This is a genomic window from Clostridium thermarum, assembly GCF_006351925.1.
Taxonomy (GTDB): Bacteria; Bacillota; Clostridia; order Clostridiales; family Clostridiaceae; genus Clostridium_AU; species Clostridium_AU thermarum.
The window spans coordinates 2206334-2231455 of record NZ_CP040924.1 but is presented as its reverse complement, the minus strand read 5'-3'; the positions used below and the strand labels follow the sequence as shown (position 1 = coordinate 2231455).

The window sequence follows — 25122 nt, the reverse complement described above, 5'->3', positions numbered from 1 at the left end:
ATGACAAAGATTAAAATATGTGGACTAAGCCGTAAAACTGACATAGAGTACGTAAATAAACTAAAACCTGACTATATAGGCTTTGTATTTGCCGAAAGCAGACGAAAGGTCACAGTGGATCAGGCTGAGGATTTGAGAAAAGGGTTGGATAAAGGAATAAAAACCGTGGGGGTCTTTGTGGATGAACCCTTAGGAAGTCTCATTTATATTTCTGAAAGGTTAAGGTTAGATGTGATTCAGCTACACGGAAATGAGGATTTTCCATATATAAAACAGCTTTCAGCCTATGAGATCTGGAAGTCCATTGGTATAAGCGGATTTGAAGACTTAAAGAGGATGGAAGATCAGCCTGTGGAAACTATACTGGTGGACAGCAAGGTTCCTGGTGCACTTGGTGGAACAGGTCAGAGCTTTGACTGGAGCCTGTTGGATGGTACAAGTCATAGAAAGAAAATTATTCTGGCAGGTGGATTAAACCCTCAGAATGTAAGTGAAGCCATAAAGCAGGTAAAGCCCTTTGCTGTGGACGTATCCAGTGGCGTGGAGTCTGGCGGGATCAAAGATTTTTATAAAATTGAAGAATTTATTAGAAAGGTGAGAAATATATGAAGGGGAGATTTGGAAAATATGGTGGACAATATGTCCCTGAGACAGTGATGAGTGCAGTTTTGCAGCTGGAAAGAGAATTTTATAAGGCCATTGAAGATGAGGAATTTATGTCGAAGTATCGCTACTATTTAAGGGAATACAGTGGTAGAGAAACTCCCCTGTACTTTGCTGAAAATCTTACTGCAAAGTGCGGCGGAGCTAAAATATACCTGAAAAGGGAGGACTTAAATCATACCGGGGCTCATAAGATAAATAACGTTTTGGGGCAAATCCTGCTGGCAAAAAGGATGGGCAAGAAAAGGGTAATAGCGGAGACAGGTGCAGGCCAGCATGGAGTGGCCACCGCCACCGTAGCAGCCATGTTTGGCTTAGAATGTGAAATTTTCATGGGTGAAACAGACATAAATAGGCAGGCACTAAATGTGTTTAAAATGAAGCTCCTCGGAGCTAAGGTCACAGCAGTCACCACCGGCAGCAAGACACTAAAGGATGCGGTAAACTCTGCTATGAGAGACTGGGTGGCAAGGATTGAAGATACCTTTTATGTAGTGGGATCTGTGATGGGGCCACATCCTTATCCCGCTATGGTAAGAGACTTTCAAAAGGTTATTGGAGAAGAAACCAGAAGGCAGATTATTGAAAAGGAAGGAAGACTGCCGGATGCTGTAGTGGCCTGCGTTGGAGGCGGCAGCAATGCCATAGGAATCTTTTATCCATTTATAGAGGATAAGGCTGTGAGACTTATAGGAGTAGAGGCTGCCGGTGAAGGACTTCATACAAACAAGCATGCTGCAACGCTGACTAAAGGGGCCCTAGGAATAATCCACGGAATGATGACATATGTTTTGCAGGACGAAGATGGCCAGATACTTGAGGCCCACTCCATATCTGCAGGCCTTGATTATCCAGGTATAGGCCCGGAGCATGCTTACCTTAAGGATATCGGAAGGGCGGAATATGATGCTGTAACTGATGAGGAGGCGGTGAAGGCCTTTAAGGAATTATCTTCTACAGAAGGGATAATGCCTGCCATAGAAAGTTCCCATGCAGTAGCCCATGCTATAAAGATGGCGTCGACTTTGGATAAGGAAAAGATAATCATCGTAAACCTCTCAGGAAGAGGAGACAAAGATATTCATACCATAGCAGGCCTGTTGGGGGTGTCACTATGAATAGGATAAAGGCAAAATTTGAAGAACTTAGACAAAAGGGGGAGAAGGCACTGATTACTTTTATAACTGCGGGAGACCCATGTCTTTCTGCCACAATGGATTTAGTACTGGCAATGGAAGATGCTGGTGCTGATATTGTAGAGCTTGGCATTCCATACTCAGATCCCTTAGCTGATGGCCCAATCATTCAAGAATCCTCTCAAAGAGCCCTTAAAGCCGGTGCTAACATAAAAAATATTATGGGGCTTGTACAGGATATAAGGAAGAGAAGTGAAATTCCATTAATATATCTTGTTTATTATAATTCCGTTTTCAAATACGGCATGAAAAAGTTCTTTCATGAGGCTAGAGATGGAGGCTTGGATGGCATTATTATTCCGGACCTTCCCCTTGAAGAAAAACAAGAGATATATGATCTTACAGAAGGCTATGGAATTTCTTTAATACCACTGGTTGCACCAACTTCAAAGGAAAGAATAAAGGAGATTGTTGCTGGAGGAAGCGGTTTTGTTTACTGTGTGTCCTCACCCGGGGTTACCGGAATCCGTCAAAATATTGATACAGATGTTCAATCATACATGAATCTGGTTAGTAAATACACAAAACTACCTAAGGCTTTAGGCTTTGGAATATCTAATGCTGACATGGTTAATGAATATAAAAATTACTGTGATGGAATAATAGTCGGCAGCGCCATAGTTAAAAAAATAGCTGAGTGCAGCCAGGTTTGTGAAGCAGTGGAAGCGGCAGCAGTATTTGTAAAAGAGCTGAAAAGCGCTTTTAAATCCTGACAGGATATATAGATTATAGAGATAAATAACAAGTAAACGTGGGGAAACATACTGACAGTAAAAAAGCTCTGTCTCTAATAGCTTTGCGTCGCAATGCAAAGTTTAGGGACAAAGCTCTTTTAATTAGCTAGAATGTCATAGCAGCCGGTACAGGTCATTACAACTAACTATTGAAGGGTATACATACCCTTACTTTCCATATACTTAAAAATTGCTTCTCCATGCTTTTGTTCTTCTTTTTGTATATGATTTAGTACATCCCTAACATTTGGATCTCTAAACTCAAATATGGCAGTGTTGTATGTACTTGAAACATACTTTTCTGTCATCAGCATATCAGTACAAAGTTCCTTATCCTTTTGGTTATAATTAGAAGAAGCGCCTTGCATCTGAGCACTGTTTGCTTGCATTTGCTGAGGTTGTTGCTGTTGCTGCTGTTGATTTCCACCTTGCTGATTGTTGAGTGCAGGAACCTGCCCGTTCAGTAATTGATTTAAAGTATTTAAGTGTTCTTGTTCGATGTTAGCATGATTATTAAATATGTCTTTCAATTGTGGGTCTGATGCCTGGCCTGCATATTCCCTGTACTTCTTGATGCAAAGCTCTTCATGGCTCTTTTCATCCTCAAGCAGATATCTTTCCTTTGTAGATAATGTAATATTCATTATAAACACCTCCACCAATATTATCTTCAAAAATAATATTTCTATTCCCTCCACTTTCCAATTTTCTGTCCATTAATTCAAGCTGGATAGGACAGCATTTCCTAAATTGTCGATTGTCAAATGTCCATTGTCCATTGTCAATAGCAATTCTATTCCGCTCTTAGAGCTTCAACAGGGTCTTTTCCAGCTGCCATTTTTGCCGGTATTGTACCGCCCAGTATAGTCAGGAGAAGGCTTAAAAGGATCAAGCCTAGGGCGTGAAGTGGATTTAGTTGGGCCACATTAGTTAAATCGGTTTTGATCTCTATGAAATTATTGATTGGGAAGATTAGGAGCCAGGCAATAAATATGCCAAGTATACCTGAGCACAGGCCTATTATGAAGGTCTCGGCATTAAATACCCGGGTAATGTCTTTTTTACGGGCTCCTAAGGCTCTTAGGACACCAATTTCCCTGGTTCTTTCCAAAACTGAAATGTAAGTTATGATGCCCACCATGATCAGGGATACGATTAGTGAAATTGCAGCAAAGGCGATGAGCACTAAGGTAATGGCATTCATAATACTACCGGACATCTCTGTAACTGTACCGGCCAAATCGGTATATATCACTTGATCTTCCTCAGCCTTACCAACATTATATTTGTCCAAATGAGCTAAGATCTGGTCTTTTGCATCGAAATCTAAGGGGAAAATAGAAATCATATAGGGGGTCTTATAAGCTCCTAAATTGGACAGGAGCATGGTTTTAGAGGAAAGGTCTTCCGGACTGGTAATGTCGAAGGGTTCCCCAGTTAAGACATTATAGTCGCTGACCAATTGCATCAATACAATTTCTGAATTTTCAGCATCCTTTTGAATCATTTCAACTAACTCATCAGAATATGCAAAACCCGGAGGAAAAATTGAAACCTTAACTTCCCTCTTGGGTCTTAGAATGCCTGCAACCTTAAGCTTTATGGTGCTTTCTTTATTATATAGGTCAATTAGGTTGCTTGGGTCTCCATTAATGGTAAAGAGAGCTCCTTCCTCTTTATAATAGTCATTATTCAAAACAACCCTTAGTTCGTATCCAAGTATATCCCGAAAGGCTATACTTTCTGATTTATAGTCTAGGCCAAAGGCTTGAAGGACATTTCTTTCCACCCCATTCTTTTTATCTACTATAAGAACAAGGTCATTGACTTCCTTAGGGTAAGTACCGGCCAGCACGTCGTAGTTTCTTTCCAAAAAGCTGGGGCCTTTAGGGGCTAAGGTTTTTGGAAAAGATCTGAAGTTCATGGGATTTGTTTTAACTAAGTTAGCAGTATCACCTTGCCTTTTTAAGAGATTGATATTTAACATCCTGGTATAGGATATCCCTGCTATCAATTTTGGGTCAATGGCTTCTATATGCTCAATATATTCATCTGTGAATATATTGGTATGGGTAATCTTTTCGCTCATAGGTTCCTTTGGATATATCACATTAACATTTGGATAATCATCTTCGTCTTTTGAAAGGCCAAGCATATCATTCCTCTGCTGCTTTAATACCTCAGGATCTATCTCCGCCGTGGTCTGTGTAATCATTATAGGGAAGGTAGACAAAGTGCCTGCTTCAAAGTTTTTAATTTGCTTATCAAAGCCGTTAGACAGTGACAAAATCAGTGCAATACCAATAATCCCAATGCTTGAAGCAAAGGCAGTGAGAAAGGTTCTGCCTTTTTTGGTCTTTATATTGGTAGCAGATAGCTTTAAGGCAGTGAAAAAACTCATCTTTGTTTTTTTTAGGCTGTACTCTGCATTGATCTCTTTTTCTTCTAGGGGATTAGAATCAGCTATTACTTCTCCATCTCTAAACTCCACAATTCTACTGGCATAGGTATGGGCCAATTCAGAATTATGAGTGACCATGATGACAAGTTTGTCCTTTGATATCTCCATAATTAAGTCCATTATCTGCCTGCTTGTCACAGAGTCTAGGGCACCTGTAGGTTCATCAGCAAGGATTATATCAGGATCGTTGGCCAAGGCCCTGGCTATGGCAACCCTCTGCATTTGACCACCGGATAGCTGATTTGGCTTCTTATGTATATGTTCCTTCAGCCCCACTCTTTCAAGCACTGTCAAGGCCTTGTTTCTTTTAGCCCTGGCAGTAATGCCACTCAAGGTCATGCCCATTTCAACATTATCTATGATGCTTAGGTGGGGAATCAGATTATAGCTTTGAAAAATAAAGCCTACACTGTTGTTTCTGTATGCGTCCCAGTCTAAATCAGAAAATTCCTTTGTGGATTTACCGTTGATAATCAAATCACCGCTGTCATATCTATCAAGTCCGCCAATGATATTTAAAAAAGTGGTTTTTCCTGAACCACTGGCACCAAGAATAGCTACAAACTCATTTTCTCTGAAACTCAAATTGATTCCAGTTAAGGCTACTTGGGTAAAAGCACCGGTAGTGTAGCTCTTCTCTATATTCCTTAAAGATAACATTCTGTAATCTCCTTCTTTAATCAGAATTATAGCATGATTCATCACGTAGTCAGCACTGCATGTAGTATAAAATTCCCTCTTATAAGTGTCAAGGGGGAAGAAAAAAAGAAAGTGGCGAGCACTTTCTTTTTATATTGCTAAACTACTGATGCGGGTTTAGTGGTGTTGCTTTTATTTTCCTTAAGAGAAATGGCTGAAACCCATTTTGTTCTTAAAATTATTATGGTTGATATTATGGCTGCTGCGTAATTTGAAAAAAGATTGCCCCAGAATACGGAATAGAAACCTAGCACACGCTCCGTTGCTAAAATAAATAGGTATCTTAGCAGCCAAATTCTAAGTAAACTTATAACCAGAGGCAGTCTTGTTCGGCCCAGGCCGATGAAGGCACCTTGCTGAACCATACATACACCAAAGCCAATAACCGAGTAAATATATATGTTCAGCGATCTGTTAGCTACAGTGAGAACCTCTTGCTCATTGGTAAACAGCGTTGTAAGACTGGAAGACAAGGGCAGCACTATGGCTATTAAAATTGCTGCAGTAGCTGCACTTACCAAGCAGGCCTGGAAACAGGTCTTTTTTGCTTTTGCACTTTGGCCGGCACCAATGTTCATACTTACCATTGTAGTTACTGCAGATCCAAAGGCTGAGGGAAGATTAAAGCAGACAGAAGTTATATTGTTTGCGATTCCCTGACCTGTAAGTACTATGGGGCCATATTTCTCAGTTTCGTTATTTATAAGGAAGAATCCCAGGTTTAGCATTAAGCTTGATAGCATAGAAGGAATTCCTATAGTAATCAATTTGAGCAATACTTTAGTATCAAATTTAAAGCCCTTTAGGGTTAACCTATCTTCTCCTTTCTTTATAAATAGCTCATAAAACATCCAAAGACAAATTAGGATATTTGATAGCAGAGAAGACATAACAGAACCAACTAAGCCAAGTGGGAAAACAATGATAAATACTACGTTGAATATGATTTTTAAAATAAGCATAATTACCATTCTAATAAAAGTAGCCTCAGGTTTTCCGCTGGCATTTTTTATGGCATTATATATGGATTCTAAAAATGAAAAAGGTAATACCAAGGAATTTAATGCAAGATACAAAAATACATCATGGGCGATTTGAGCGTCAACATTTGATGATACAGGGTAAGCCAGTAGATAAAGTATTGGAGCAGTTATGCAACCAATTAAAAATGCAAATACAACGATTTGCGTTGAAACATGCTTCACACCCTTATAATTTCCCCGGCCATTCATCTGGCCCATCAAGGCCATTCCTGCAACGCTGAGGCCCTGTGCAAGAGCAATCATCATATTGATAATCGGGCCGCTGTAGGTGATGGCACTGGCACCAATGGTTCCTATAAGGTTATTTATAAAAATACCATCCATAACCGGCATAATCGACTGAACCAATCCCATCATTAAGGTTGGAAAGGACAGTAGAAAAAGAGTAGAGGATATAGGACCATTAAGTATTAGATCACGTCTCTGCTCCGTATTCTGACGTAAAAAGTTAAAATTCATATTATTTAACACCAGCTTTCGTAACTTAAATGATAAAATATAAAAGATAAAAATAAGGTAAATTGTCCAAGTATAGTATAAACCTATAAATTTACCATTTCAAATCCATTAAAGCGGTGAAATATGAAAGTGTTTTAGTTAAATGAGAAAATATAGGGCCTCATCGGATGAGATTAGAGGAGAAAGCAAGTTTTATTAAATCAATGGGGCTAATACTTTATTGAAAGTTTGAAGTAAAAATCTTAAAATATATGGGTTGACAGATTGTTAATGATATTGTACACTATATTTAAAATTTAATAGGACCTCACTTTTACAGGTGGGGTAGAGGCGCGGTATTTAACAGTTCCTAGCGGAGTCTGAGAAAGCTATGAACCTAGGAAGAAGGAAATATCGCCGAAGCTTATAATACTTTCTCCGTATTATTTGCTGGGTCTGCAGTTAAGAGCTGCAGGACTGTCTCAATAAATTACCCGGTTTATTGAGTTGTGCTATCTCATTTGGGAATGGTAGGGGTACTAGGCAGCTGTGCGTTTTGCGGCCTGAGGACATCCTCAGGTCTTTTTTTGTATTTTAAAAGATGCCCCCAAATGGTAAGTTAGCTTTATATTTAAGGGATTTATAAAAATTATATTATTTTTCAAGGGGGAAATTAATTATGAGAAAAAAATTATCATTATTAATCGCAGCGTCATTATCAGCTATTATGCTGCTTTCTGGTTGTACAGCTAAAGGGGGCAGTTCTAAGGGAACCTTTAAGGTAGGTATGGAAGCTGGATATGCTCCTTTTAACTGGACTCAAATGAATGAGTCCAACGGTGGGGTAAAAATTCAAGGAAGTTCAGATTATGCCGGAGGATACGACGTTGAGATAGCTAAGAAAATAGCAGATAGCTTAGGTAAGGAACTTGTAATTGTAAAGACTGAATGGGAGGGACTGATTCCAGCTCTTACTTCAGGTAAAATAGATGCCATCATTGCAGGTATGTCACCGACAGAAAAGCGTAAAGAGGCTATTGACTTTTCAGATAACTATTATACTTCAGACTTGGTAATGGTAGTTAAGAAGGGCGGAAAGTATGATGGAGCTACTTCTATTCAGGATTTCAGCGGAGCAAAAATTACTGCACAATTGAATACCTTCCACTACACAGTTATAGATCAGATTAAGGGTGTGGATAAGCAAACAGCCATGGATAATTTTCCTGCAATGAGAGTTGCGTTAGAGTCCGGTAAGATTGATGGTTACGTATCAGAGCGTCCTGAAGGCGTTAGTGCAGAAGCAGCAAACAGTAACTTTAAAATGATAGAGTTTACAACTGGGTTTGAGACTTCACCTGAAGATACGGCTATAGCAGTAGGACTTAAAAAAGGCAGCGACTTAACAGAGAAAATCAATGAAGCCTTAGCAAACATATCAGAGGATGAACGTAAGCAGATTATGGATAATGCTATTAAGAATCAGCCAGCAAATGAGTAATTATTCTTTAAAACCGGGTGCATATAACGGCACTCGGTTTATAAATTGAAGGGGGAAAATACAAATATGTCCTTAGATTCCATTATAAAAATAGTCATGAAATATTGGCCAATGTTCCTGCGGGGAGCTGGCACAACACTATTAATATCTATTATTGGTACTGTTATAGGTTCTATAATTGGGTTGATAATAGGGATTATCCGTACAGTTCCAGTGCCGGAACGAGGTCCCAGAAGATATGCTTTTAACGTGATAAATGCAATTCTTTCAGTTTATGTAGAAGTATTCCGTGGTACACCTATGATTGTCCAGGCCATGGTGATCTACTATGGATCTATGCAGGCCTTTGATATAGATATGAATCCATTAGTTGCCGGAATCTTCATAGTATCTATCAATACCGGTGCCTATATGTCAGAAATTGTCCGGGGCGGTATAATATCCATCGATAAAGGCCAGTTTGAAGCAGCACAGGCCATTGGAATGAGTCATATTCAAACAATGGCTAATGTGGTATTGCCGCAGGTAATCAGAAATATATTACCGGCTACCGGTAATGAGTTTGTAATAAATATAAAGGATACTTCTGTGCTAAACGTAATTTCAGTAACTGAATTGTACTTCCAATCAAAGTCTGTTTCTGGAATTAACTTTGCCTACTTTGACACTTTCTTTGTTACTTCGGTGATTTATTTTGTTATGACCTTTACAGTTACAAGAATTCTTCGCTATGTTGAAAAGAAAATGGACGGGCCTGATAATTATATAATGTATGCTAATCAAATGCAGGTAGAGACCCCGGAACTTGCCCTTCAAAGAACAAAAGGCAAGCAAGACCTTAAGTACTAAGCAAAGGAGGAGAAAGCATGGAAAAAATAATTGATATTCAACATTTAAGTAAATCCTTTGGAAGTCATGAAGTTCTAAAAGATATTGATTTTTCAGTCAGCAAAGGAGAAGTAGTGTGTATTATCGGCTCCTCCGGTTCAGGCAAATCAACCCTTCTTCGCTGTATTAACCTATTGGAAAAGCCCAGTGGAGGTCAAATAATTTATAAGGGTGAAAATATATTAGATGATAAGCACGATATACGAGCCTACAGAACAAAGCTAGGCATGGTTTTTCAGCAGTTTAATTTGTTCAATAATCATGATGTACTAAACAACTGTATGGTTGGACAAATAAAAGTTTTAAGACGTACAAAAGAGGAAGCGGAAAAAGTGGCTATGAAGTATTTGAAAGTAGTTGGAATGGAGCAATACATTCATGCCAAGCCAAAGCAGCTATCCGGCGGTCAAAAACAGCGTGTGGCTATAGCACGAGCCCTGTCAATGGAACCGGATGTTATGCTTTTTGATGAACCAACCTCAGCCCTAGACCCGGAAATGGTGGGAGAGGTTTTAAAGGTTATGAAGGAACTTGCTGAGTCCGGACTGACAATGCTCATTGTCACCCATGAGATGGGATTTGCCAAAGAAGTTTCTGACCGCGTGGTATTTATGGACAAAGGTGTTATTGCAGAAGAAGGAACACCGGAGCAAATTTTCAATAATCCTACTCAGGAACGTACAAGAGAATTCCTCAAGCGTACCTTAAAATAATAGAATCAAGGGCCAAGCAGGCTGATAGTTAAAATCCCTCTGAAACTTTATTTGTTTCAGAGGGATTTTAACTTTCTTAGGATCAGTTTAAGTAAGGATTAAAATCCGTTGGGTTACTTCTTAAGTTCCTTTGTTCCGGTTACTTTGCTAGTATCATCCATCTTAAAAGTGGATTGAGCTTCTTCGGAGGCAAAGAATACATTTCCTTCCACGGTTGCATCTACTAATTGGAAGTTTTTAGCTGAAACATATAAGTCGCCTTTGAAGGTTCCGCTTTGAATTCTGGCATTAGGACTGTTTATTGTAAGCTTTGGTGCAGTCAAAGTAAACCTGTTAGTTACTTCTCTATTTTCATTTTGAGTGTATAATGCTATCTTTCGCTGAATAATATCATTACCAGCATCGTCCTTTTTACCGTTTTTAAATTCACCATCCAGTACTAGTTCCTTATCGAAGGTTAAATCTTTCAATGTTGCTATGATCCATGTTCCGGTGTTGCTTATTGCCTTTTCGAAGGCGGCTTCATCATTTACAATTGAAGCGGTGGTGGTAACGTCCGGAGTTGTTTCCGGTGGTGTGGTTTGTGGAGGAGTTGTTTCCTGTTGTTTGCTTGGTTCTGTCTGCTTTCCTCCGCAGCCTACGCCCAATATCAGTGAACTTAAAATTGTGAAGGTAAGTAGTAGCGCTTTAAATTTCATATGAATTCCTCCTTTTAAACGACTTTTTCCATTAATTTATTATTGCTTTTTAATACTTAATGATGAATTTACTTTATGACAATATTGTTTGGAGATAGAAGGTGAAATATTCTGCTTTTATATATTTTTTTACTGAAAGATATTTTGTTGCAATGATAACGATTACTAATTAAAAAACATTGTTGACAAAAAATAACCTGATATGCTTCAATAATATTAAAAAGTTACTAAATGTAATAGTGTAATAATATCAAGGCTGGCTAGGGAACAGTTCTATACTTCAAGAAAAATAGCATAATAATTCACTGTTTTATTTTTAAAATTTTCATCATATGTATTGACAGGCCGTAAAAAGTATTGTAATATAAAATTGTTAAATTATTAACAATATAAAAATATATCTCAAATGTGAATATAATATTATATAAATAAATTTGAGTAAAACTACATTGAATTATTACATAAATGACGAAAGATGGGAATAAACTCAATCAAACAATAAAATATGGTAAAAAAATTTTAAAACAAAATGTTAAAATAATAACATATTTGTTCCATGAATAAAATCTTTTTTGTTAAACATAATAAAATTACCTATAGCTTTTAAAAAAATAATATATTTTTAAAGGAGGAATCAATATGAAGGTTACAAATAAGGAAGAGCTAAAAATTAAAATAGAACAGGTTAGAGAGGCTCAAAAGAAATATGCTTCCTATACTCAGGAGCAAGTCGATGAAATATTCCGTCAAGCTGCCATGGCGGCTACTAACGCAAGAATAAGACTGGCCAAGCTGGCAACAGAAGAAACCGGTATGGGAATAGTAGAAGACAAGGTTATAAAGAATCACTTTGCTTCAGAATATATATACAATAAATATAAGGATGACAAGACTTGCGGTGTTATTGAGAGGGATGATTCCTTTGGCATAGTTAAGGTTGCAGAACCTATAGGGGTAGTTGCTGCTGTAGTTCCTACCACAAATCCTACTTCCACAGCTATATTTAAAGCCTTAATTTCACTAAAGACAAGAAATGGTGTTATTTTCTCCCCCCATCCAAGGGCTAAAAAGGCCACTATAGAAGCAGCTAAAATTGTACTTGACGCTGCAGTTAAGGCTGGTGCACCTGAAAATATCATAGGTTGGATCGATGAGCCTTCAGTAGAATTATCAGCAATGGTTATGCGGGAATGCGATATAACTCTTGCTACCGGTGGACCAGGTATGGTTAAGGCAGCTTACTCTTCAGGAAAACCTGCTATAGGGGTTGGGGCAGGAAATACACCTGCCATAATAGACGAAACTGCTCACATCAAGATGGCAGTAAACTCAATCCTGCTTTCAAAGACCTTTGATAATGGGGTTATATGTGCATCTGAACAATCTGTGCTGATTATAGATTCTGTATATGATGAGGTTATGACAGAGTTTGCAGAAAGGGGAGCCTATATATTAAAGGGGGAAGAAATTGATAAAGTTAGAAAAATAATTTTGAAAGACGGTGCCCTAAATGCAGATATAGTAGGTCAATCTGCTTACAAAATTGCAAAGCTAGCCGGTGTGGAAGTACCGGAAACTGCTAAGGTGCTTATTGGTGAAGTGGAATCCATTGAACCTGAGGAACCCTTCTCCCATGAGAAACTGTCACCCATACTTGCAGTATACAGAGTTAAAGATTTTGACGAGGCGCTTTATAAGGCTGCAAAGCTCGTTGAATATGGCGGCTTTGGACATACTTCCGTTTTATATACAGATCAAGTAAGATCAAGAAAGAGGATCGAGAAGTTTGGTGCAACCATGAAAACAGGCAGAACCATTGTAAACATGCCTTCTTCCCAAGGTGCCATAGGAGACCTTTACAATTTCAAATTGGCTCCATCCCTAACCTTAGGCTGCGGATCCTGGGGCGGTAACTCTGTGTCAGAAAATGTAGGAGTTAAACATCTGTTAAACGTAAAGAGTGTGGCTGAGAGGAGAGAGAATATGCTGTGGTTCAGAGTTCCGGAAAAAATATACTTTAAATATGGCTGTCTTGGAGTTGCTCTTAGAGAACTTAAGGACATGAATAAAAAGAAGGCCTTTATTGTTACAGACAAAGTACTTTATGAATTGGGCTTTGTAAATAAGGTTACCGATATCCTAGATGAACAGGGAATTGACTTTAAAATCTTCTTTGACGTAGAGCCAGACCCAACCTTGGCTACAGCAAAGAAGGGCGCAGCTGAGATGATGAGCTTTAAGCCGGATACTATCATTGCAGTTGGTGGTGGTTCCCCAATGGATGCTGCAAAAATTATGTGGGTAATGTATGAACATCCTGAGGTAAGATTTGAAGACCTAGCCATGAGATTTATGGATATCAGGAAGAGAGTATATAACTTCCCTAAGATGGGAGAAAAGGCTACCATGGTTTGTATACCAACTTCAGCGGGTACCGGATCAGAAGTTACACCTTTTGCGGTTATCACTGATGAAAAGACAGGTGTTAAGTATCCTCTTGCAGACTATGAATTAACTCCTGATATGGCTATAGTGGATGCTGAGTTAATGATGCAGATGCCAAAGGGACTTACTGCAGCTTCGGGTATAGACGCATTGACCCATGCCTTAGAGGCTTATGTATCTGTACTGGCTTCAGAATATACCAATGGATTAGCCCTGGAAGCTATCAGATTGATATTTAAGTATCTGCCAATAGCCTATGCTGAAGGTCCAACAAATGTTAAGGCCCGTGAGAAGATGGCGCATGCTTCAACTATAGCTGGTATGGCCTTTGCCAATGCCTTCCTTGGAGTATGTCACTCAATGGCTCATAAGCTTGGTGCTATACACCATATACCTCATGGAGTGGCTAACGGGATACTAATTAATGAGGTTATAAGATTTAATGCAGTGGATAATCCAAGAAAGCAGGCCGCTTTCCCACAATACAAGTATCCAAACGCAAAATGGAGATATGGAAGAATTGCTGATTATCTTGGCCTAGGCGGTAACACTGATGAAGAAAAAATCGAATTACTGATAAAGGCTATTGATGAATTAAAGGCTAAAGTAGATATTCCAAAGTCAATTCATGAAGCAGGAGTAAGCCAGATGAAGTTCTATGCTACCCTAGACGAAATGTCTGAACAGGCCTTTGATGATCAATGTACCGGTGCAAACCCAAGATATCCATTAATAAGTGAAATAAAGCAAATGTATATAAATGCTTATGGAGAAATCCAAAAGCAGGAATAAATATTTAGCAGGCTGTCTCACCATGGAAGGAGTACTTCCGGGTGAGGCAGCCTTGTTTTGTTAGTACGATGTCATTTATAGCGGTGGTATGTTGATTGTACCGGTACATTTGCAATATTAATAAAGATACGTATAATAAAAATATGATTTCGAAATCAAATTAAATTTTACATAAGTTCTATATATTGGGGGGTAAAATATGCAGGATGCAAATTTGAATGGACACATTAGAAACATAGTCATCACTGCCTTAATGGCAGCGGTAGTTTTTGTTGCTACCTATACAATAAAAATTAATACCTTTAATGGCTACGTTCACTTAGGTGATAGTATGGTGCTGGTAGCAGCCATGCTCCTTGGAAAGAAAAAAGGAGCAGCAGCTTCTGCTATAGGTATGACTATAGCAGACCTATTGTATTCTCCCATTTGGGCAGTGGCAACATTTATAATTAAGGGCCTAATGGCCTATATAGCAGCTTCTATAGCTTTAAGAAAGGGCTGTGAGGGTAATGTATTGTGGAATAACCTGGTAGCCTTTATTGCAGCAGGCCTGTGGATGATAATAGCGTACTTTGTAGCCGGGGCCTTTATCATCAGCCTCATCACCGGAGCAGAAGCGAGCTTGGGGGCAGGCTTTATAGCTTCCGCTAAGGACATACCGGGAAACATTGGCCAGGCGGTGGCGGGGATTATTATTGCCCTTCCGCTAAGTGCAACCTTAAGGAAGGCACTAAAGCTGGAGGGAGTAAGATAATACTATTATGATTTTTCGGAGAGAAGCGGAGAAAAAATCCTCCACAATTACTTACTGCTTATTACTGATAATTAAAACTGCGTTGGTACGCAGTTTTAATTTTTTTTTGGAAATCGTGATATGGGTAAAGTAGTTGTATAGTTGAGATAGCACTTCAATACTTCATTTCTTACTTAACAGCTTTTCTTTTATTGATTATGAAGTATCTGCCTCCTTAAATTTTTAAGTTTTCTTGTCTTATACCCATTAGACGAGACAGAAAAAGTTTCCGCTCCATAAATAGTTTAAAAATTTTTGACTTTTTTATGGAGCGTTTTATTTTTTATATTCGTCTAATAATTGAAGATTAAATTCTTACTTGCAAGAAAGAAGATTGATATATAGAAATATGTCATGACATAGAAGAGGGGGACCGAACTTTGGGTTTCTTTTTAAAACATAAACAAAAAGACAATAAAACTGCAGAAATTGAGAGAATGATAGATACGTATGGCAATGACGTGCTGCGGACAGCCTACATGTACCTCAAGGACACACAGAAAGCAGAGGATGCTTTTCAGGAAGTGTTTATTAAGGTACTAAAAAATTATGATAGATTTAAAGGTCATAGCAGTGAAAAGACCTGGCTCATGAGCATAACAATCAATACTTGTAAAGATATATTAAAGAGCTTCTGGTCACAAAAGGTTGTTCAGGAAGAAGAATATTTGATGAATGCCATGAATGACGATATAGAAAAGGAAGCAATCTGGAATATAGAAAATGAGCAATTGTACAAGCGAGTTCTAGAATTGCCTGTACAGTATAAGGAAGTAATAATTTTCTTTTATTATCACAGCTACAGTACTGTAGAAATAGGAAAAATATTAGGTGTGCCGGAAGGTACAGTGAGAAGCCGGCTTACCAGGGCCAGAGACACATTAAAAAAGCAAATTGTTGAAAGGAGTGAAGCTGTTGAATAAATTAGATGAGTTTAAAAATATAGCAGATGATATGATGAAGGATATAGTAGTAAGTGAAGACTTAAAGAAGAGGACTATAGAAAAGTGTAAAAAGGAAACAAGTTCAAAACGAAGCTTTATAGTGACTCCTGCCGCTGTTGCAGTAGCAGCGGCCTTAGCACTAGCAGTGTTAAACTTTAACCCGCTTCCAAATGGAAGAGACCAGGTGATAGATTCTCCCCGTACTTTGATGGAAGCTGCGGGAGAAAACTCCAACGGAACGGATTTATATGCTACGCAGCCTAATGATGCCAGCTTGAATCCTAATGATCCGGTATCCAGTGATTCCAGTGCCCTTCAAGCCCCTGCAGGAGCCAGTGAAACCTCCCCTGCCCAAAGTACTGAACCCTATGAAGGAACTGGCACCCCCCTCTATGAGCCGGGAACATTAGAGGCTGCAAAAGTGTATATGGGAAGCAAATTAAAGCTGCCTCAGTATTTACCTGCAAACTATGAACTTAACTTGGTTCAGGTGCCTGCAGATATGAGTAAGAAGGGCATGGATGTTATGATTAGCTTTGAAGACAGTGACAGATTTTTTACTATAACTATGAGAAGTGGGGCTTTCTCCATAGATGGTTTCGCAGGCAGTAAAGTGGTAGATATTAACGGTTCAAGTGGAGAGATGACTACCGGAAAACTTAGGGCAGATGATATAGAAATAGCACCGGATTACACTCAATTGAGATGGATAAGTGATGATGTACTTTACATCTTAGAAGGACAGATAAGCGAAGAAGAGGCTGTAAAAGTTGCAAGATCAATAAAATAATAATTAGTATTTCATAGTATGATATTTAAAAAAAGAAGCTTGTTAATATTGCAAGCTTCTTCTTGTTTTCAGAAAGTACAATGCCCCTGTTCAATCTCAATGGGTAAAGAAGTTAAAATGTAAAAATAATACAAGTATGTATAGGCCACAGTAAGATTTCTAAAATATTTGATATAAAAGTTAAAGCAAAGTTTTATATTATATTCTATAATGGTGTTATCATAGCGTTTGGAGGTAAAGTAAATGAACAATCAGACAATAGGAATTCCACTAAAAGGCTTTGCTGAATTTAGCAGAAAAGTTGCAGCAGAAGGTGCTGTATTATTAAAAAATGAAAATCAAGTTCTTCCTATTCTTCAGGGAGAAGCGGTTTCTATTTTTGGTAGAATTCAAATTAATTATTATAGAAGCGGAACTGGTTCAGGCGGAAGTGTTAATGTTCAATATACAACCAACCTGCTAGATGGGCTCAGAAAGAAAAATATTGTGGTAAATGAAGCCTTGGCAGCTGTATACGAGAGATGGATTGAGAAAAATCCCTTTGACAACGGCGGCGGTGGCTGGGCTGCAGAGCCCTGGCACCAGAAGGAAATGCCACTGACTGATGAATTGGTTAGTGAAGCAAGAAAAAAATCCTCTAAGGCCATAGTAGTTATAGGACGTACAGCCGGAGAAGACAAGGACAATGCTGACGCTCCGGGAAGCTATCAGTTGACAGAAGAAGAAAAGGATATGCTTAGGAAAGTATGTAAGCATTTTGAAGATGTAGCAGTTGTACTAAATGTTTCTAATATCATTGATATGAACTGGGTTAATGATGAAAGCTGCTTAAACCATATTAAGGCAGTTATCTATGTATGGCAGGGCGGTATGGAAGGCGGAAATGCCGCTGCTGACGTGTTGATGGGAGATGTTACACCAAGCGGTAAGTTGACAGACACCATAGCCTATTCTATAGATGACTATCCATCAACAAAAAATTACGGAGATGAACACAGAAACTATTATCAGGAAGATATATATGTAGGCTACCGTTATTTTGAGACTTTCTGTCCTGATAAGGTTCAATATGAGTTTGGTTTTGGACTATCTTATACAGACTTTGAGATAGTACCGGGCCAGGCAAAGGTTGTTGACAAGTACGGAGAAAAGTACATAGAAATAGGGGCTACAGTAAAGAATGTTGGTACCAAGTATCCCGGAAAAGAAGTAGTTCAAATATACTTTGAAGCACCACAAGGTAAGCTGGGAAAGCCTGCAAGAGTTTTAGCAGCCTTTGCTAAGACTAAGACGCTCGAGCCCGGTGAAGCAGAAGTGCTTACAATAAGTTTCCCTGTTAATATGATGGCCTCCTATGACGATGGAGGCTACACTGGGCACCCTTCCTGCTATGTTCTGGAAGAGGGAGAATATAACTTCTATGCAGGAAGCAGTGTTAAGAAGGCTGTAAAAGTGGGAAGTTATGTGGTAGAAGAACTTCAGGTGGTAGAACAGTTGGAAGAGGCTTGCGCTCCTACAGAAGACTTTACAAGAATGAAACCTGGCAAGAGAAATGCTGATGGAACCTACGAATTAACTTTTGAAGAGGTGCCAAAGCAGAAGATATCCCTAGCAGACAGAATAGAAAAGAATCTTCCAAAGTCTATAGACTATACAGGCAATAAGGGGTATAAATTAAGAGACGTTTATGACAATAAAGTTACTATGGAAAACTTTATTGCCCAGCTTAGTGATGATGAATTGGCTACAATCGTTAGAGGTGAAGGAATGAGCAGCCCTTGGGTTACACCAGGAACAGCATCAGCCTTTGGGGGCGTAAGTGATGGTCTGTTCAGCTATGGTATTCCAATAGGCTGTACAGCAGACGGACCATCCGGTATCCGTATGGAAACAGGTCTTAAGGCAACACAGCTGCCAATAGGAACTCTGCTTTCAGCAACCTGGAATGTAGAATTAGTAGAAGAGCTTTATGTAATGGAAGGTAAAGAGCTATTACAGAATAATATAGATTTGTTGCTGGGACCGGGCTTAAATCTTAGACGCAGCCCATTAAACGGCCGTAACTTTGAATATTATTCAGAGGACCCGCTGATTACCGGCTATTTTGCAGCAGCAGCAACTAGGGGTATCAAGAAGGGCGGCTCCAATGCAACACTTAAACATTTTGCCTGCAACAACCAGGAAAAGTCACGTTTCCTTGTAGATGCAGTAGTTTCTGAACGTGCTCTTAGAGAACTTTACCTGAGAGGCTTTGAAATAGCAGTAAAAGAAGGCGGGGCCAAGGCCATTATGACCTCCTACAACCCAATCAACGGACATTGGGCAGCTTCTAACTATGATTTGAATACTACTATTCTACGTAAGGAATGGGGATTCAAAGGAATGGTTATGACTGACTGGTGGGCAAGAATGAACGATCCTATAGCGGGTGGAGAATCAGACAGAAAGTACACCAGCTTCATGGTTCGTGCTCAAAACGATGTATACATGGTTATCAATAACTATGGTGCTGAAATTAACTCCGGAGAAGATAATACTATAGAATCCCTGGAGAACGGCACATTAACCCGTGGAGAATTGCAGCGCTGCGCTGTGAACATTTGCAACTTCTTGATGCAGGCACCGGTATTCTTCAGAAAGCAAGAATTTAATGAAGCAGTTGAAAAGTTCACAGCCAATCCATCACTTGCACCGGATAAGGTACAGAGCATATGCGGCAATGTCAAGATTCAGCCAAGTACATCCGCTCCAACCTATATAAAGGCTGATAAGGCAGGGGTTTACCGTATTATTGTAAATATCATGTCACCACAAAACAACTTGGCTCAAATAGCATGTAATCTTGTACTAAACGACAAGATAGTTACAACAATACAGACCAGCGGTACAGACGGCGGATGGATCAGGCAAAAGCTGGTTAAGGTTGAGCTGGAAGAGGGAATATATGAGTTAAAACTTGACGTTATAAAGCCAACTATGGAAGTTGAGTGGATCGAGTTTAGAGAAGTGTAACAGAAAGCTTGTAAGATAAAATAAATAAAATCGGTGAAAGAGGCATCAAAACCTCAAAGGCTTGTAGAGCCGGTGGCTAAGCTGTAATGCCTAAAAAAAGGCCCTCCAGTGAAAAAAACTGGAGGGCTTTAATAGTGAGGAAAACTTATTTACTTAAAGGAGAATTCAACGGACACGCTGGCGGATACTTTTAACTGTCCTTCGCTGATTGGTGTGCTTGATTTTGCTAAATCCATTGCAGCGCTTTCAAAGTAAACAGGTGTATTTCTGCTGCTTGCTTCTGTGATCTTGTAAGGCTGGATATTGGTTATGCTTAAGCCTTTACCCATTGCTTCAGCCTTGGCCTTGGCATCCTTTACTGCTATTTCTAAGGCCTTGTTATAAAGGTCAGTCTGATTCTTAATGCCAAATCTAATGCTGTTAACTGAATTGCTGCCATTAGCAACAACGGCATCTAAAATTGTGCCGGTTTTACTGATGTCATTGATAGTTACTTCTAATATATTACTTACGGTGTAGCCTGCTATGGAGCTCTCTCCGGTCTTATCATCCCATACATACTTTGGATTTACAGAGTAGCTGGTAGTCTTGATTTCTTCTTTCTTTATTCCTAAGTTTGTCAGGCTTGTAGTCACTTTTGTCATTTTCTCAGCATTCTCAGCTTGAACTTTAGCTAATTCTTTACCCTCGGTGATTACTCCTACGGATACATAAGCCACATCAGGACTTGCCTCTATTGCACCTTCACCATAGGCAGTTATGGTTCTTGCTTCAGCCACATCTGTGCTTGAGGTATTAGCTTCAACAACATTATTATTTGTAATTGCTATTGTTGAAAGTAATAAAGCCGCAGCAGCAAAGGCTCCTATAAGGACATTTCGTTTTGATTTCATGATTGACCCTCCTAAATTTTAAAATTAGCTATGTGCTACTATGTATACGGATACAATTATAACTTAGTTCGGATATATTGGCAAAATTAACAAACTTTTTTTCTTCAATCTTAAAATAATGCTCCATGTATTTACTATTTACAAACTTTCCTTGTATAATATACCGTGAGAATACTAAAAACTCATTGGTTGAAAGTATATTTCACATATATTAATTGCGAAGGAGAAACAGAATGAGACACTTAAAAATAGCTTGTACCACAGAATCTAAAGAGTATTTTCACACCAGTAGAAATTTGATTTTAACAAAAGACACTGACTATACGGATGTAGCTGCAGTGGTTTTGATGACCTCTGAAAGAGGCTTACTTGAGGAGATAGATAATACAAAATTTGGAGTTCCGGTCTTTATTGTTGAAAAGGACATGGATGAGTTTTCTCGTGAAGACTTTAGCAGAGAAATTGAAAATGCTGCTAATGAATATGAAGAAAAGATACTACCGCCCTTCTTTAAGACCTTGAGTGATTACGTAGACAGCGGTAATTTACAGTTTAATTGCCCGGGCCATCAGGGAGGTCAATACTTCCGCAAGCATCCTGCCGGTAGGTATCTCTATGATTTTTACGGAGAAATGGTCTTTAGGTCAGATATTTGTAATGCGGATGTTGCCCTTGGGGATTTGCTTATCCACGAAGGACCGGCCAAGGATGCCCAGGTCTATGCTGCTAAGGTATACAATGCGGACAAGACCTATTTTGTAATGAACGGTACCAGCACATCTAATGCGGTAGCCATAAATGCAGTAGCGGCACCGGGGGACTTGGTTCTGTTTGACAGAAACAATCATAAGTCAGTATATAATTCAGCCCTTGTGATCTCCGGAGGCAAGCCTGTATATTTAGAAACTGCCCGTAATCCTTTTGGCTTTATAGGGGGTATTGATGAGCACTGCTTTGACGAGGCCTATTTAAGAGCAGAGGCAGCAAAGGTAGATCCTGAAAAGGCTGCTGCTAAAAGACCCTTTAGGCTGGCTGTAATTCAGCTTGGTACCTATGATGGCACCATCTATAATGCTCGACAGGTAGTGGACAAAATAGGCCACCTTTGTGATTATATCCTTTTTGACTCTGCTTGGGTGGGGTATGAGCAGTTCATCCCAATGATGAGAGATTGTTCACCCTTGCTGCTGGAGCTAGGTCCAGAAGACCCGGGGATCTTGGTGACTCATTCCGTTCATAAGCAGCAGGCAGGATTTTCCCAGGCCTCCCAGATACACAAGAAGGATAACCACATAAAGGGTCAAAGGCGTTATGTGGACCATAAACGCTTTAATAATGTGTTCAGACTACACGCTTCCACCAGCCCCTTCTATCCCTTATTTGCCTCCTTGGATGTAAATGCGAGAATGCAGGAAGGGGAAGCTGGCAGACGGCTGTGGTCCCAGTGCATAAAGCTGGGGGTTGAAGCCAGAAAGGCTGTACTAAGAAGCTGCACACTAATTAAACCTTTTATACCACCCGTTGTTAAGGGCAAAAAGTGGGAAGAATATGATACTGAAGAAATTGCAAACAATATCGAATTCTTTAAATTTACTCCCGGCGAGAAGTGGCATTCCTTTGAAGGCTACGGAGAAAATCAGTATTTTGTAGATCCTAACAAATTCATGCTGACCACACCGGGAATTGATGCTGAAACCGGAGAGTATGAAGACTTTGGTATACCTGCTACTATTCTTGCTAACTACTTAAGAGAGCATGGAACCATACCGGAAAAGAATGATTTGAACTCTATTTTGTTCTTGTTAACCCCGGCAGAATCCATGGCAAAAATGGAAAAGCTAGTGGCTCAATTGGCTAAGTTTGAAGAGCTTGTAAGGGAAGATGCCCCTTTAAGTGAAGTGCTTCCAAGTCTTTATAAGAATAATATAGATAGGTATAGAGATTATACCATTAGAAGGCTATGCCAGGAAATGCATGACTTTTATAAATCACAGAATGCAAAAGACTGCCAAAAAAAGTTGTTTAGACAGGAATATTTCCCACAACAAGCCATGTTACCTCAAGAGGCAAACTGGGAACTGGTGAGAAATAATGCCAAGCTGGTACCCTTAAGAGACATCCTTGGGGAAATAGCCTTAGAAGGTGCCTTGCCATATCCGCCGGGAATCTTCTGTGTAGTTCCCGGAGAGAGATGGAACGAAGTAGCCCAAAGATACTTCTTAATTCTAGAAGAAGGAATTAACCGCTTCCCGGGCTTTGCTCCAGAGATACAGGGAGTTTATCTGGAACAGGAAGAAGATAGGGTTACGGCCTATGGGTATGTGCTGAATAAACCTGTACATTAGAAAGAAATTACTTCACAATTTTCTAATTAACCGCAACAGCCCTCAAAATTTTTATCTTAAGGATATTAGAAAGTTTAAATAAAATTATTCATCATGTCTAGAACAAAAATTCGTATAAAAAATTTCCAGCAGGTTATATTAGAAATATAGGAGCTCCCATGATATAATATAGTTGTTATTTTAAGGTGGTGAAGCGCATTGGAAAATGAAAAACTATTTGAATTAATGAGTAAGATGTATAGTGAAATTCAGCAAGGCTTTAATAGAGTTGACAATCGGCTTGATAATTTGGAAAACGAAGTTAAAAAGCTTCATTCAAAGATGGACGGAGAAATAAGTCCAAAGATTGAGGCATTATTTGATGGCTATAAGGCTAATGCTGAAAAGCTTGAAGAATTAAGTGATAAAGTAGACAACTTACAGGTTGACGTCAACAATCTTTCCATTAAGGTTGCAAATAATGACAATAGAATAATAGAAATTAGAAGATCCATAAGAAATGCTTAGGATTTGAAATACATAATAGAAGCCATACATCCGGTGATACCACCGGATGTTTTTTTCCGTGTTTAATTTTCTTTTGTCTTGTTAACCGGCAGAATAAGGTGGTAATATGAATTAAAAGGAGAGATGCATATGAAGGATTATATATTGACCTACACAAAGACAAAGTTTTATCCCATAGAACCTAACAAAGAAGATATATACGTAGAAGATATAGCTCATTCCCTATCCCAAATGGCCCGGGCCAATGGACATTTTAAGCACTTTTATTCCGTTGCCCAGCACTGCGTTAACTGCTGTAAGGAGGCAAAGGCAAGGGGCTATTCTGAAAGGGTACAGCTTGGCTGCCTGTTTCATGATGCCAGTGAAGCTTACCTGGCTGATATCACAAGGCCGGTGAAGAAATATCTGACCCAATATCTTACCTTCGAAGATAGGCTACAGAAGGTTGTTTATGACAAGTATGGTATTGGAGATGTAACAGAGGAAGAGCTGGGAATGATAAAAGAAGTGGATGACGCAATGCTTTTTTATGAGTTTAGGGACCTGATGGGAGTAGACCTATTTGAAAATCCTCCTCACATTGCCATGACACATGATTTTAACATGAGAGCCTTTGAAAGTGTTGAAAAGGAATTTATAAACTTAGTACAAGCTTTAAGTAAAAATAAAGTATAGAAAAGATTTACTACCTCTTGAATATTTACTGGATTTTTGTATATAATTATATTACGAACAGTTGTTTGGATGAGAGGTGGATTTATGAAAGTAGTAAATAAAAAAATCGATATCGTCACTTGGTTTGATGAAGAGGGGATTCATCCTGTAAGATTCAGGTATAAACACAAGGAATCTGAACAAGTTATTAAGATTGATAAGGTTTTATTTCAATACGAAGAAAAATTTGCAGGGAGCCTTCTTAAAGTATTTCGATGTAAGAGTAAGATAAATAATGAAGAGAAAGTATATGAGATAAAATACAATACAAAGGAATGTAATTGGCTGTTATTTAAGATTTAATATTTTGTTTTTGCGGAAAAAACTATAAATAATAAAAATTACTACAGGGAAATATTTCCTGTAGTAATTTCAAATAACCTATTCACGTCTAAACTAAATTACACAAACCTGTAGAAATTTTCGCATTAGTATTTGTTGTGCTTTTAACAATACCCAGATGCTTATTTTTTGTATAATTAACCACTTCTGATTTGCTTTTAAATTCACTCTCTTTATGATAATAATGTTCTTGTTTACTAACTTTTGTGTCTTGCTTCTATATATTGAATAATCTTGTTTGCTTCTAATGTCATATAGGATTTCAGTTAAGTAATAGTATCAAACTAATATTAAATGTTACGAAGTATATGTTGCATGACTAATGTTACATGTTTTTGCCTCCCTTTTTAATACAACACAAACAAAATATTAGATTGATTTGTAACATAGTACATAATATCATAAATAAAAAATATTGCAAATAAAGAGATAAATTATAAAAAGCAAAAGATTTTCTTAGACATCCTACAAATCAGAAAGGATTTTTACATTTATATATTCATTACTATAT

20 protein-coding genes and 1 riboswitch are annotated in these 25122 nt (G+C 38.6%); of the genes, 15 read left to right on the top strand and 5 right to left on the bottom strand.

Going from position 1 to position 25122, the window contains the following annotated elements; all coding sequences use genetic code 11:
- Genes FHY60_RS10130 through trpA form a run of 3 tightly spaced genes read left to right on the top strand, consistent with a single transcriptional unit; the run spans position 1 to position 2572 of the window.
- Positions 1-609 (top strand): phosphoribosylanthranilate isomerase, encoded by a 609-nt coding sequence (locus FHY60_RS10130; RefSeq protein ID WP_139904851.1) that lies wholly within the window; start codon positions 1-3, stop codon positions 607-609.
- Complete coding sequence (trpB, locus tag FHY60_RS10125) at positions 606-1781, top strand: tryptophan synthase subunit beta (protein ID WP_139904850.1); 1176 nt, start codon at positions 606-608, stop codon at positions 1779-1781. Before FHY60_RS10130 ends, trpB begins: the two co-directional genes overlap by 4 nt.
- Positions 1778-2572 (top strand): tryptophan synthase subunit alpha, encoded by a 795-nt coding sequence (gene trpA, locus FHY60_RS10120; protein WP_139904849.1) that lies wholly within the window; start codon positions 1778-1780, stop codon positions 2570-2572. Before trpB ends, trpA begins: the two co-directional genes overlap by 4 nt.
- A 167-nt stretch (positions 2573-2739) precedes the next feature.
- Here the strand turns inward: trpA and FHY60_RS10115 are convergent, their stop codons facing one another.
- The 3 genes from FHY60_RS10115 to FHY60_RS10105 form a co-directional block, all read right to left on the bottom strand.
- The gene (locus FHY60_RS10115; protein ID WP_139904848.1) at positions 2740-3237 is read right to left on the bottom strand and encodes a spore coat protein; all 498 of its coding nucleotides are present in this window, start codon (positions 3235-3237) and stop codon (positions 2740-2742) included.
- 149 nt (positions 3238-3386) lie between these two features.
- On the bottom strand, positions 3387-5714 hold the full coding sequence (locus FHY60_RS10110) for an ABC transporter ATP-binding protein/permease (RefSeq protein ID WP_139904847.1): 2328 nt from the start codon (positions 5712-5714) through the stop codon (positions 3387-3389).
- A gap of 137 nt (positions 5715-5851) precedes the next feature.
- The gene (locus FHY60_RS10105) at positions 5852-7255 is read right to left on the bottom strand and encodes an MATE family efflux transporter (RefSeq protein WP_139904846.1); all 1404 of its coding nucleotides are present in this window, start codon (positions 7253-7255) and stop codon (positions 5852-5854) included.
- 317 nt (positions 7256-7572) lie between these two features.
- Positions 7573-7757: riboswitch (Lysine riboswitch) on the top strand.
- 156 nt (positions 7758-7913) lie between these two features.
- On the opposite strand from FHY60_RS10105, the gene FHY60_RS10100 reads away from it, so the two are divergent.
- From FHY60_RS10100 to FHY60_RS10090, 3 genes are all read left to right on the top strand, one after another.
- Positions 7914-8735 carry a transporter substrate-binding domain-containing protein gene (locus FHY60_RS10100; RefSeq protein ID WP_139904845.1) on the top strand — a complete coding sequence of 274 codons (822 nt, stop codon included), beginning with the start codon at positions 7914-7916 and terminating at the stop codon, positions 8733-8735.
- Between the two features lie 66 nt (positions 8736-8801).
- The gene (locus tag FHY60_RS10095; RefSeq protein ID WP_139904844.1) at positions 8802-9584 is read left to right on the top strand and encodes an amino acid ABC transporter permease; all 783 of its coding nucleotides are present in this window, start codon (positions 8802-8804) and stop codon (positions 9582-9584) included.
- 17 nt (positions 9585-9601) lie between these two features.
- Positions 9602-10336: an amino acid ABC transporter ATP-binding protein gene (locus FHY60_RS10090; protein ID WP_139904843.1), complete on the top strand. Its 735-nt coding sequence runs from the start codon at positions 9602-9604 to the stop codon at positions 10334-10336.
- Between the two features lie 113 nt (positions 10337-10449).
- On the opposite strand, the gene FHY60_RS10085 is transcribed toward FHY60_RS10090, so the two are convergent.
- Positions 10450-11034 (bottom strand): hypothetical protein, encoded by a 585-nt coding sequence (locus FHY60_RS10085; protein ID WP_139904842.1) that lies wholly within the window; start codon positions 11032-11034, stop codon positions 10450-10452.
- A 639-nt stretch (positions 11035-11673) separates the two neighbouring features.
- Between FHY60_RS10085 and adhE the strand changes: the two genes are divergently transcribed.
- The 5 genes from adhE (at position 11674) to FHY60_RS10060 (ending at position 19810) form a co-directional block, all read left to right on the top strand.
- Complete coding sequence (adhE, locus tag FHY60_RS10080) at positions 11674-14271, top strand: bifunctional acetaldehyde-CoA/alcohol dehydrogenase (protein WP_139904841.1); 2598 nt, start codon at positions 11674-11676, stop codon at positions 14269-14271.
- A 199-nt stretch (positions 14272-14470) separates the two neighbouring features.
- On the top strand, positions 14471-15025 hold the full coding sequence (locus FHY60_RS10075) for an ECF transporter S component (RefSeq protein ID WP_139904840.1): 555 nt from the start codon (positions 14471-14473) through the stop codon (positions 15023-15025).
- Positions 15026-15444: 419 nt separating this feature from the next.
- Positions 15445-15987: a sigma-70 family RNA polymerase sigma factor gene (locus tag FHY60_RS10070; protein ID WP_243122130.1), complete on the top strand. Its 543-nt coding sequence runs from the start codon at positions 15445-15447 to the stop codon at positions 15985-15987.
- On the top strand, positions 15980-16798 hold the full coding sequence (locus tag FHY60_RS10065) for a DUF4367 domain-containing protein (RefSeq protein ID WP_139904839.1): 819 nt from the start codon (positions 15980-15982) through the stop codon (positions 16796-16798). The genes FHY60_RS10070 and FHY60_RS10065 overlap by 8 nt, the downstream gene beginning before the upstream one ends.
- 243 nt (positions 16799-17041) lie before the next feature.
- Positions 17042-19810, top strand: a complete 2769-nt coding sequence (locus tag FHY60_RS10060; protein WP_139904838.1) for a glycoside hydrolase family 3 protein — start codon at positions 17042-17044, stop codon at positions 19808-19810.
- A 149-nt stretch (positions 19811-19959) separates the two neighbouring features.
- Here the strand turns inward: FHY60_RS10060 and FHY60_RS10055 are convergent, their stop codons facing one another.
- The gene (locus FHY60_RS10055) at positions 19960-20703 is read right to left on the bottom strand and encodes an SIMPL domain-containing protein (RefSeq protein WP_139904837.1); all 744 of its coding nucleotides are present in this window, start codon (positions 20701-20703) and stop codon (positions 19960-19962) included.
- A 233-nt stretch (positions 20704-20936) separates the two neighbouring features.
- Between FHY60_RS10055 and speC the strand changes: the two genes are divergently transcribed.
- The 4 genes from speC (at position 20937) to FHY60_RS10035 (ending at position 24572) form a co-directional block, all read left to right on the top strand.
- The gene (speC, locus tag FHY60_RS10050) at positions 20937-23048 is read left to right on the top strand and encodes an ornithine decarboxylase (protein WP_139904836.1); all 2112 of its coding nucleotides are present in this window, start codon (positions 20937-20939) and stop codon (positions 23046-23048) included.
- 198 nt (positions 23049-23246) lie between these two features.
- Positions 23247-23555 carry a hypothetical protein gene (locus FHY60_RS10045; protein WP_243122129.1) on the top strand — a complete coding sequence of 103 codons (309 nt, stop codon included), beginning with the start codon at positions 23247-23249 and terminating at the stop codon, positions 23553-23555.
- A 129-nt stretch (positions 23556-23684) separates the two neighbouring features.
- The gene (locus FHY60_RS10040; protein ID WP_139904835.1) at positions 23685-24230 is read left to right on the top strand and encodes a phosphohydrolase; all 546 of its coding nucleotides are present in this window, start codon (positions 23685-23687) and stop codon (positions 24228-24230) included.
- 84 nt (positions 24231-24314) lie between these two features.
- On the top strand, positions 24315-24572 hold the full coding sequence (locus FHY60_RS10035) for a hypothetical protein (protein WP_139904834.1): 258 nt from the start codon (positions 24315-24317) through the stop codon (positions 24570-24572).
- Positions 24573-25122 lie beyond the last annotated feature (550 nt).

Excerpts from the sequence above, each read along its gene's own strand:
- FHY60_RS10090 (WP_139904843.1), top strand. The coding sequence starts at position 9,602 with ATGGAAAAAATAATTGATATTCAACATTTAAGTAAATCCTTTGGAAGT.
- FHY60_RS10085 (WP_139904842.1), bottom strand. The coding sequence starts at position 11,034 with ATGAAATTTAAAGCGCTACTACTTACCTTCACAATTTTAAGTTCACTG.
- FHY60_RS10095 (WP_139904844.1), top strand. The coding sequence starts at position 8,802 with ATGTCCTTAGATTCCATTATAAAAATAGTCATGAAATATTGGCCAATG.
- FHY60_RS10040 (WP_139904835.1), top strand. The coding sequence starts at position 23,685 with ATGAAGGATTATATATTGACCTACACAAAGACAAAGTTTTATCCCATA.
- FHY60_RS10105 (WP_139904846.1), bottom strand. The coding sequence starts at position 7,255 with ATGAATTTTAACTTTTTACGTCAGAATACGGAGCAGAGACGTGATCTA.
- speC (WP_139904836.1), top strand. The coding sequence starts at position 20,937 with ATGAGACACTTAAAAATAGCTTGTACCACAGAATCTAAAGAGTATTTT.
- FHY60_RS10100 (WP_139904845.1), top strand. The coding sequence starts at position 7,914 with ATGAGAAAAAAATTATCATTATTAATCGCAGCGTCATTATCAGCTATT.
- FHY60_RS10110 (WP_139904847.1), bottom strand. The coding sequence starts at position 5,714 with ATGTTATCTTTAAGGAATATAGAGAAGAGCTACACTACCGGTGCTTTT.
- trpA (WP_139904849.1), top strand. The coding sequence starts at position 1,778 with ATGAATAGGATAAAGGCAAAATTTGAAGAACTTAGACAAAAGGGGGAG.
- FHY60_RS10060 (WP_139904838.1), top strand. The coding sequence starts at position 17,042 with ATGAACAATCAGACAATAGGAATTCCACTAAAAGGCTTTGCTGAATTT.
- trpB (WP_139904850.1), top strand. The coding sequence starts at position 606 with ATGAAGGGGAGATTTGGAAAATATGGTGGACAATATGTCCCTGAGACA.
- FHY60_RS10130 (WP_139904851.1), top strand. The coding sequence starts at position 1 with ATGACAAAGATTAAAATATGTGGACTAAGCCGTAAAACTGACATAGAG.
- FHY60_RS10075 (WP_139904840.1), top strand. The coding sequence starts at position 14,471 with ATGCAGGATGCAAATTTGAATGGACACATTAGAAACATAGTCATCACT.
- FHY60_RS10115 (WP_139904848.1), bottom strand. The coding sequence starts at position 3,237 with ATGAATATTACATTATCTACAAAGGAAAGATATCTGCTTGAGGATGAA.
- FHY60_RS10055 (WP_139904837.1), bottom strand. The coding sequence starts at position 20,703 with ATGAAATCAAAACGAAATGTCCTTATAGGAGCCTTTGCTGCTGCGGCT.
- FHY60_RS10035 (WP_139904834.1), top strand. The coding sequence starts at position 24,315 with ATGAAAGTAGTAAATAAAAAAATCGATATCGTCACTTGGTTTGATGAA.
- adhE (WP_139904841.1), top strand. The coding sequence starts at position 11,674 with ATGAAGGTTACAAATAAGGAAGAGCTAAAAATTAAAATAGAACAGGTT.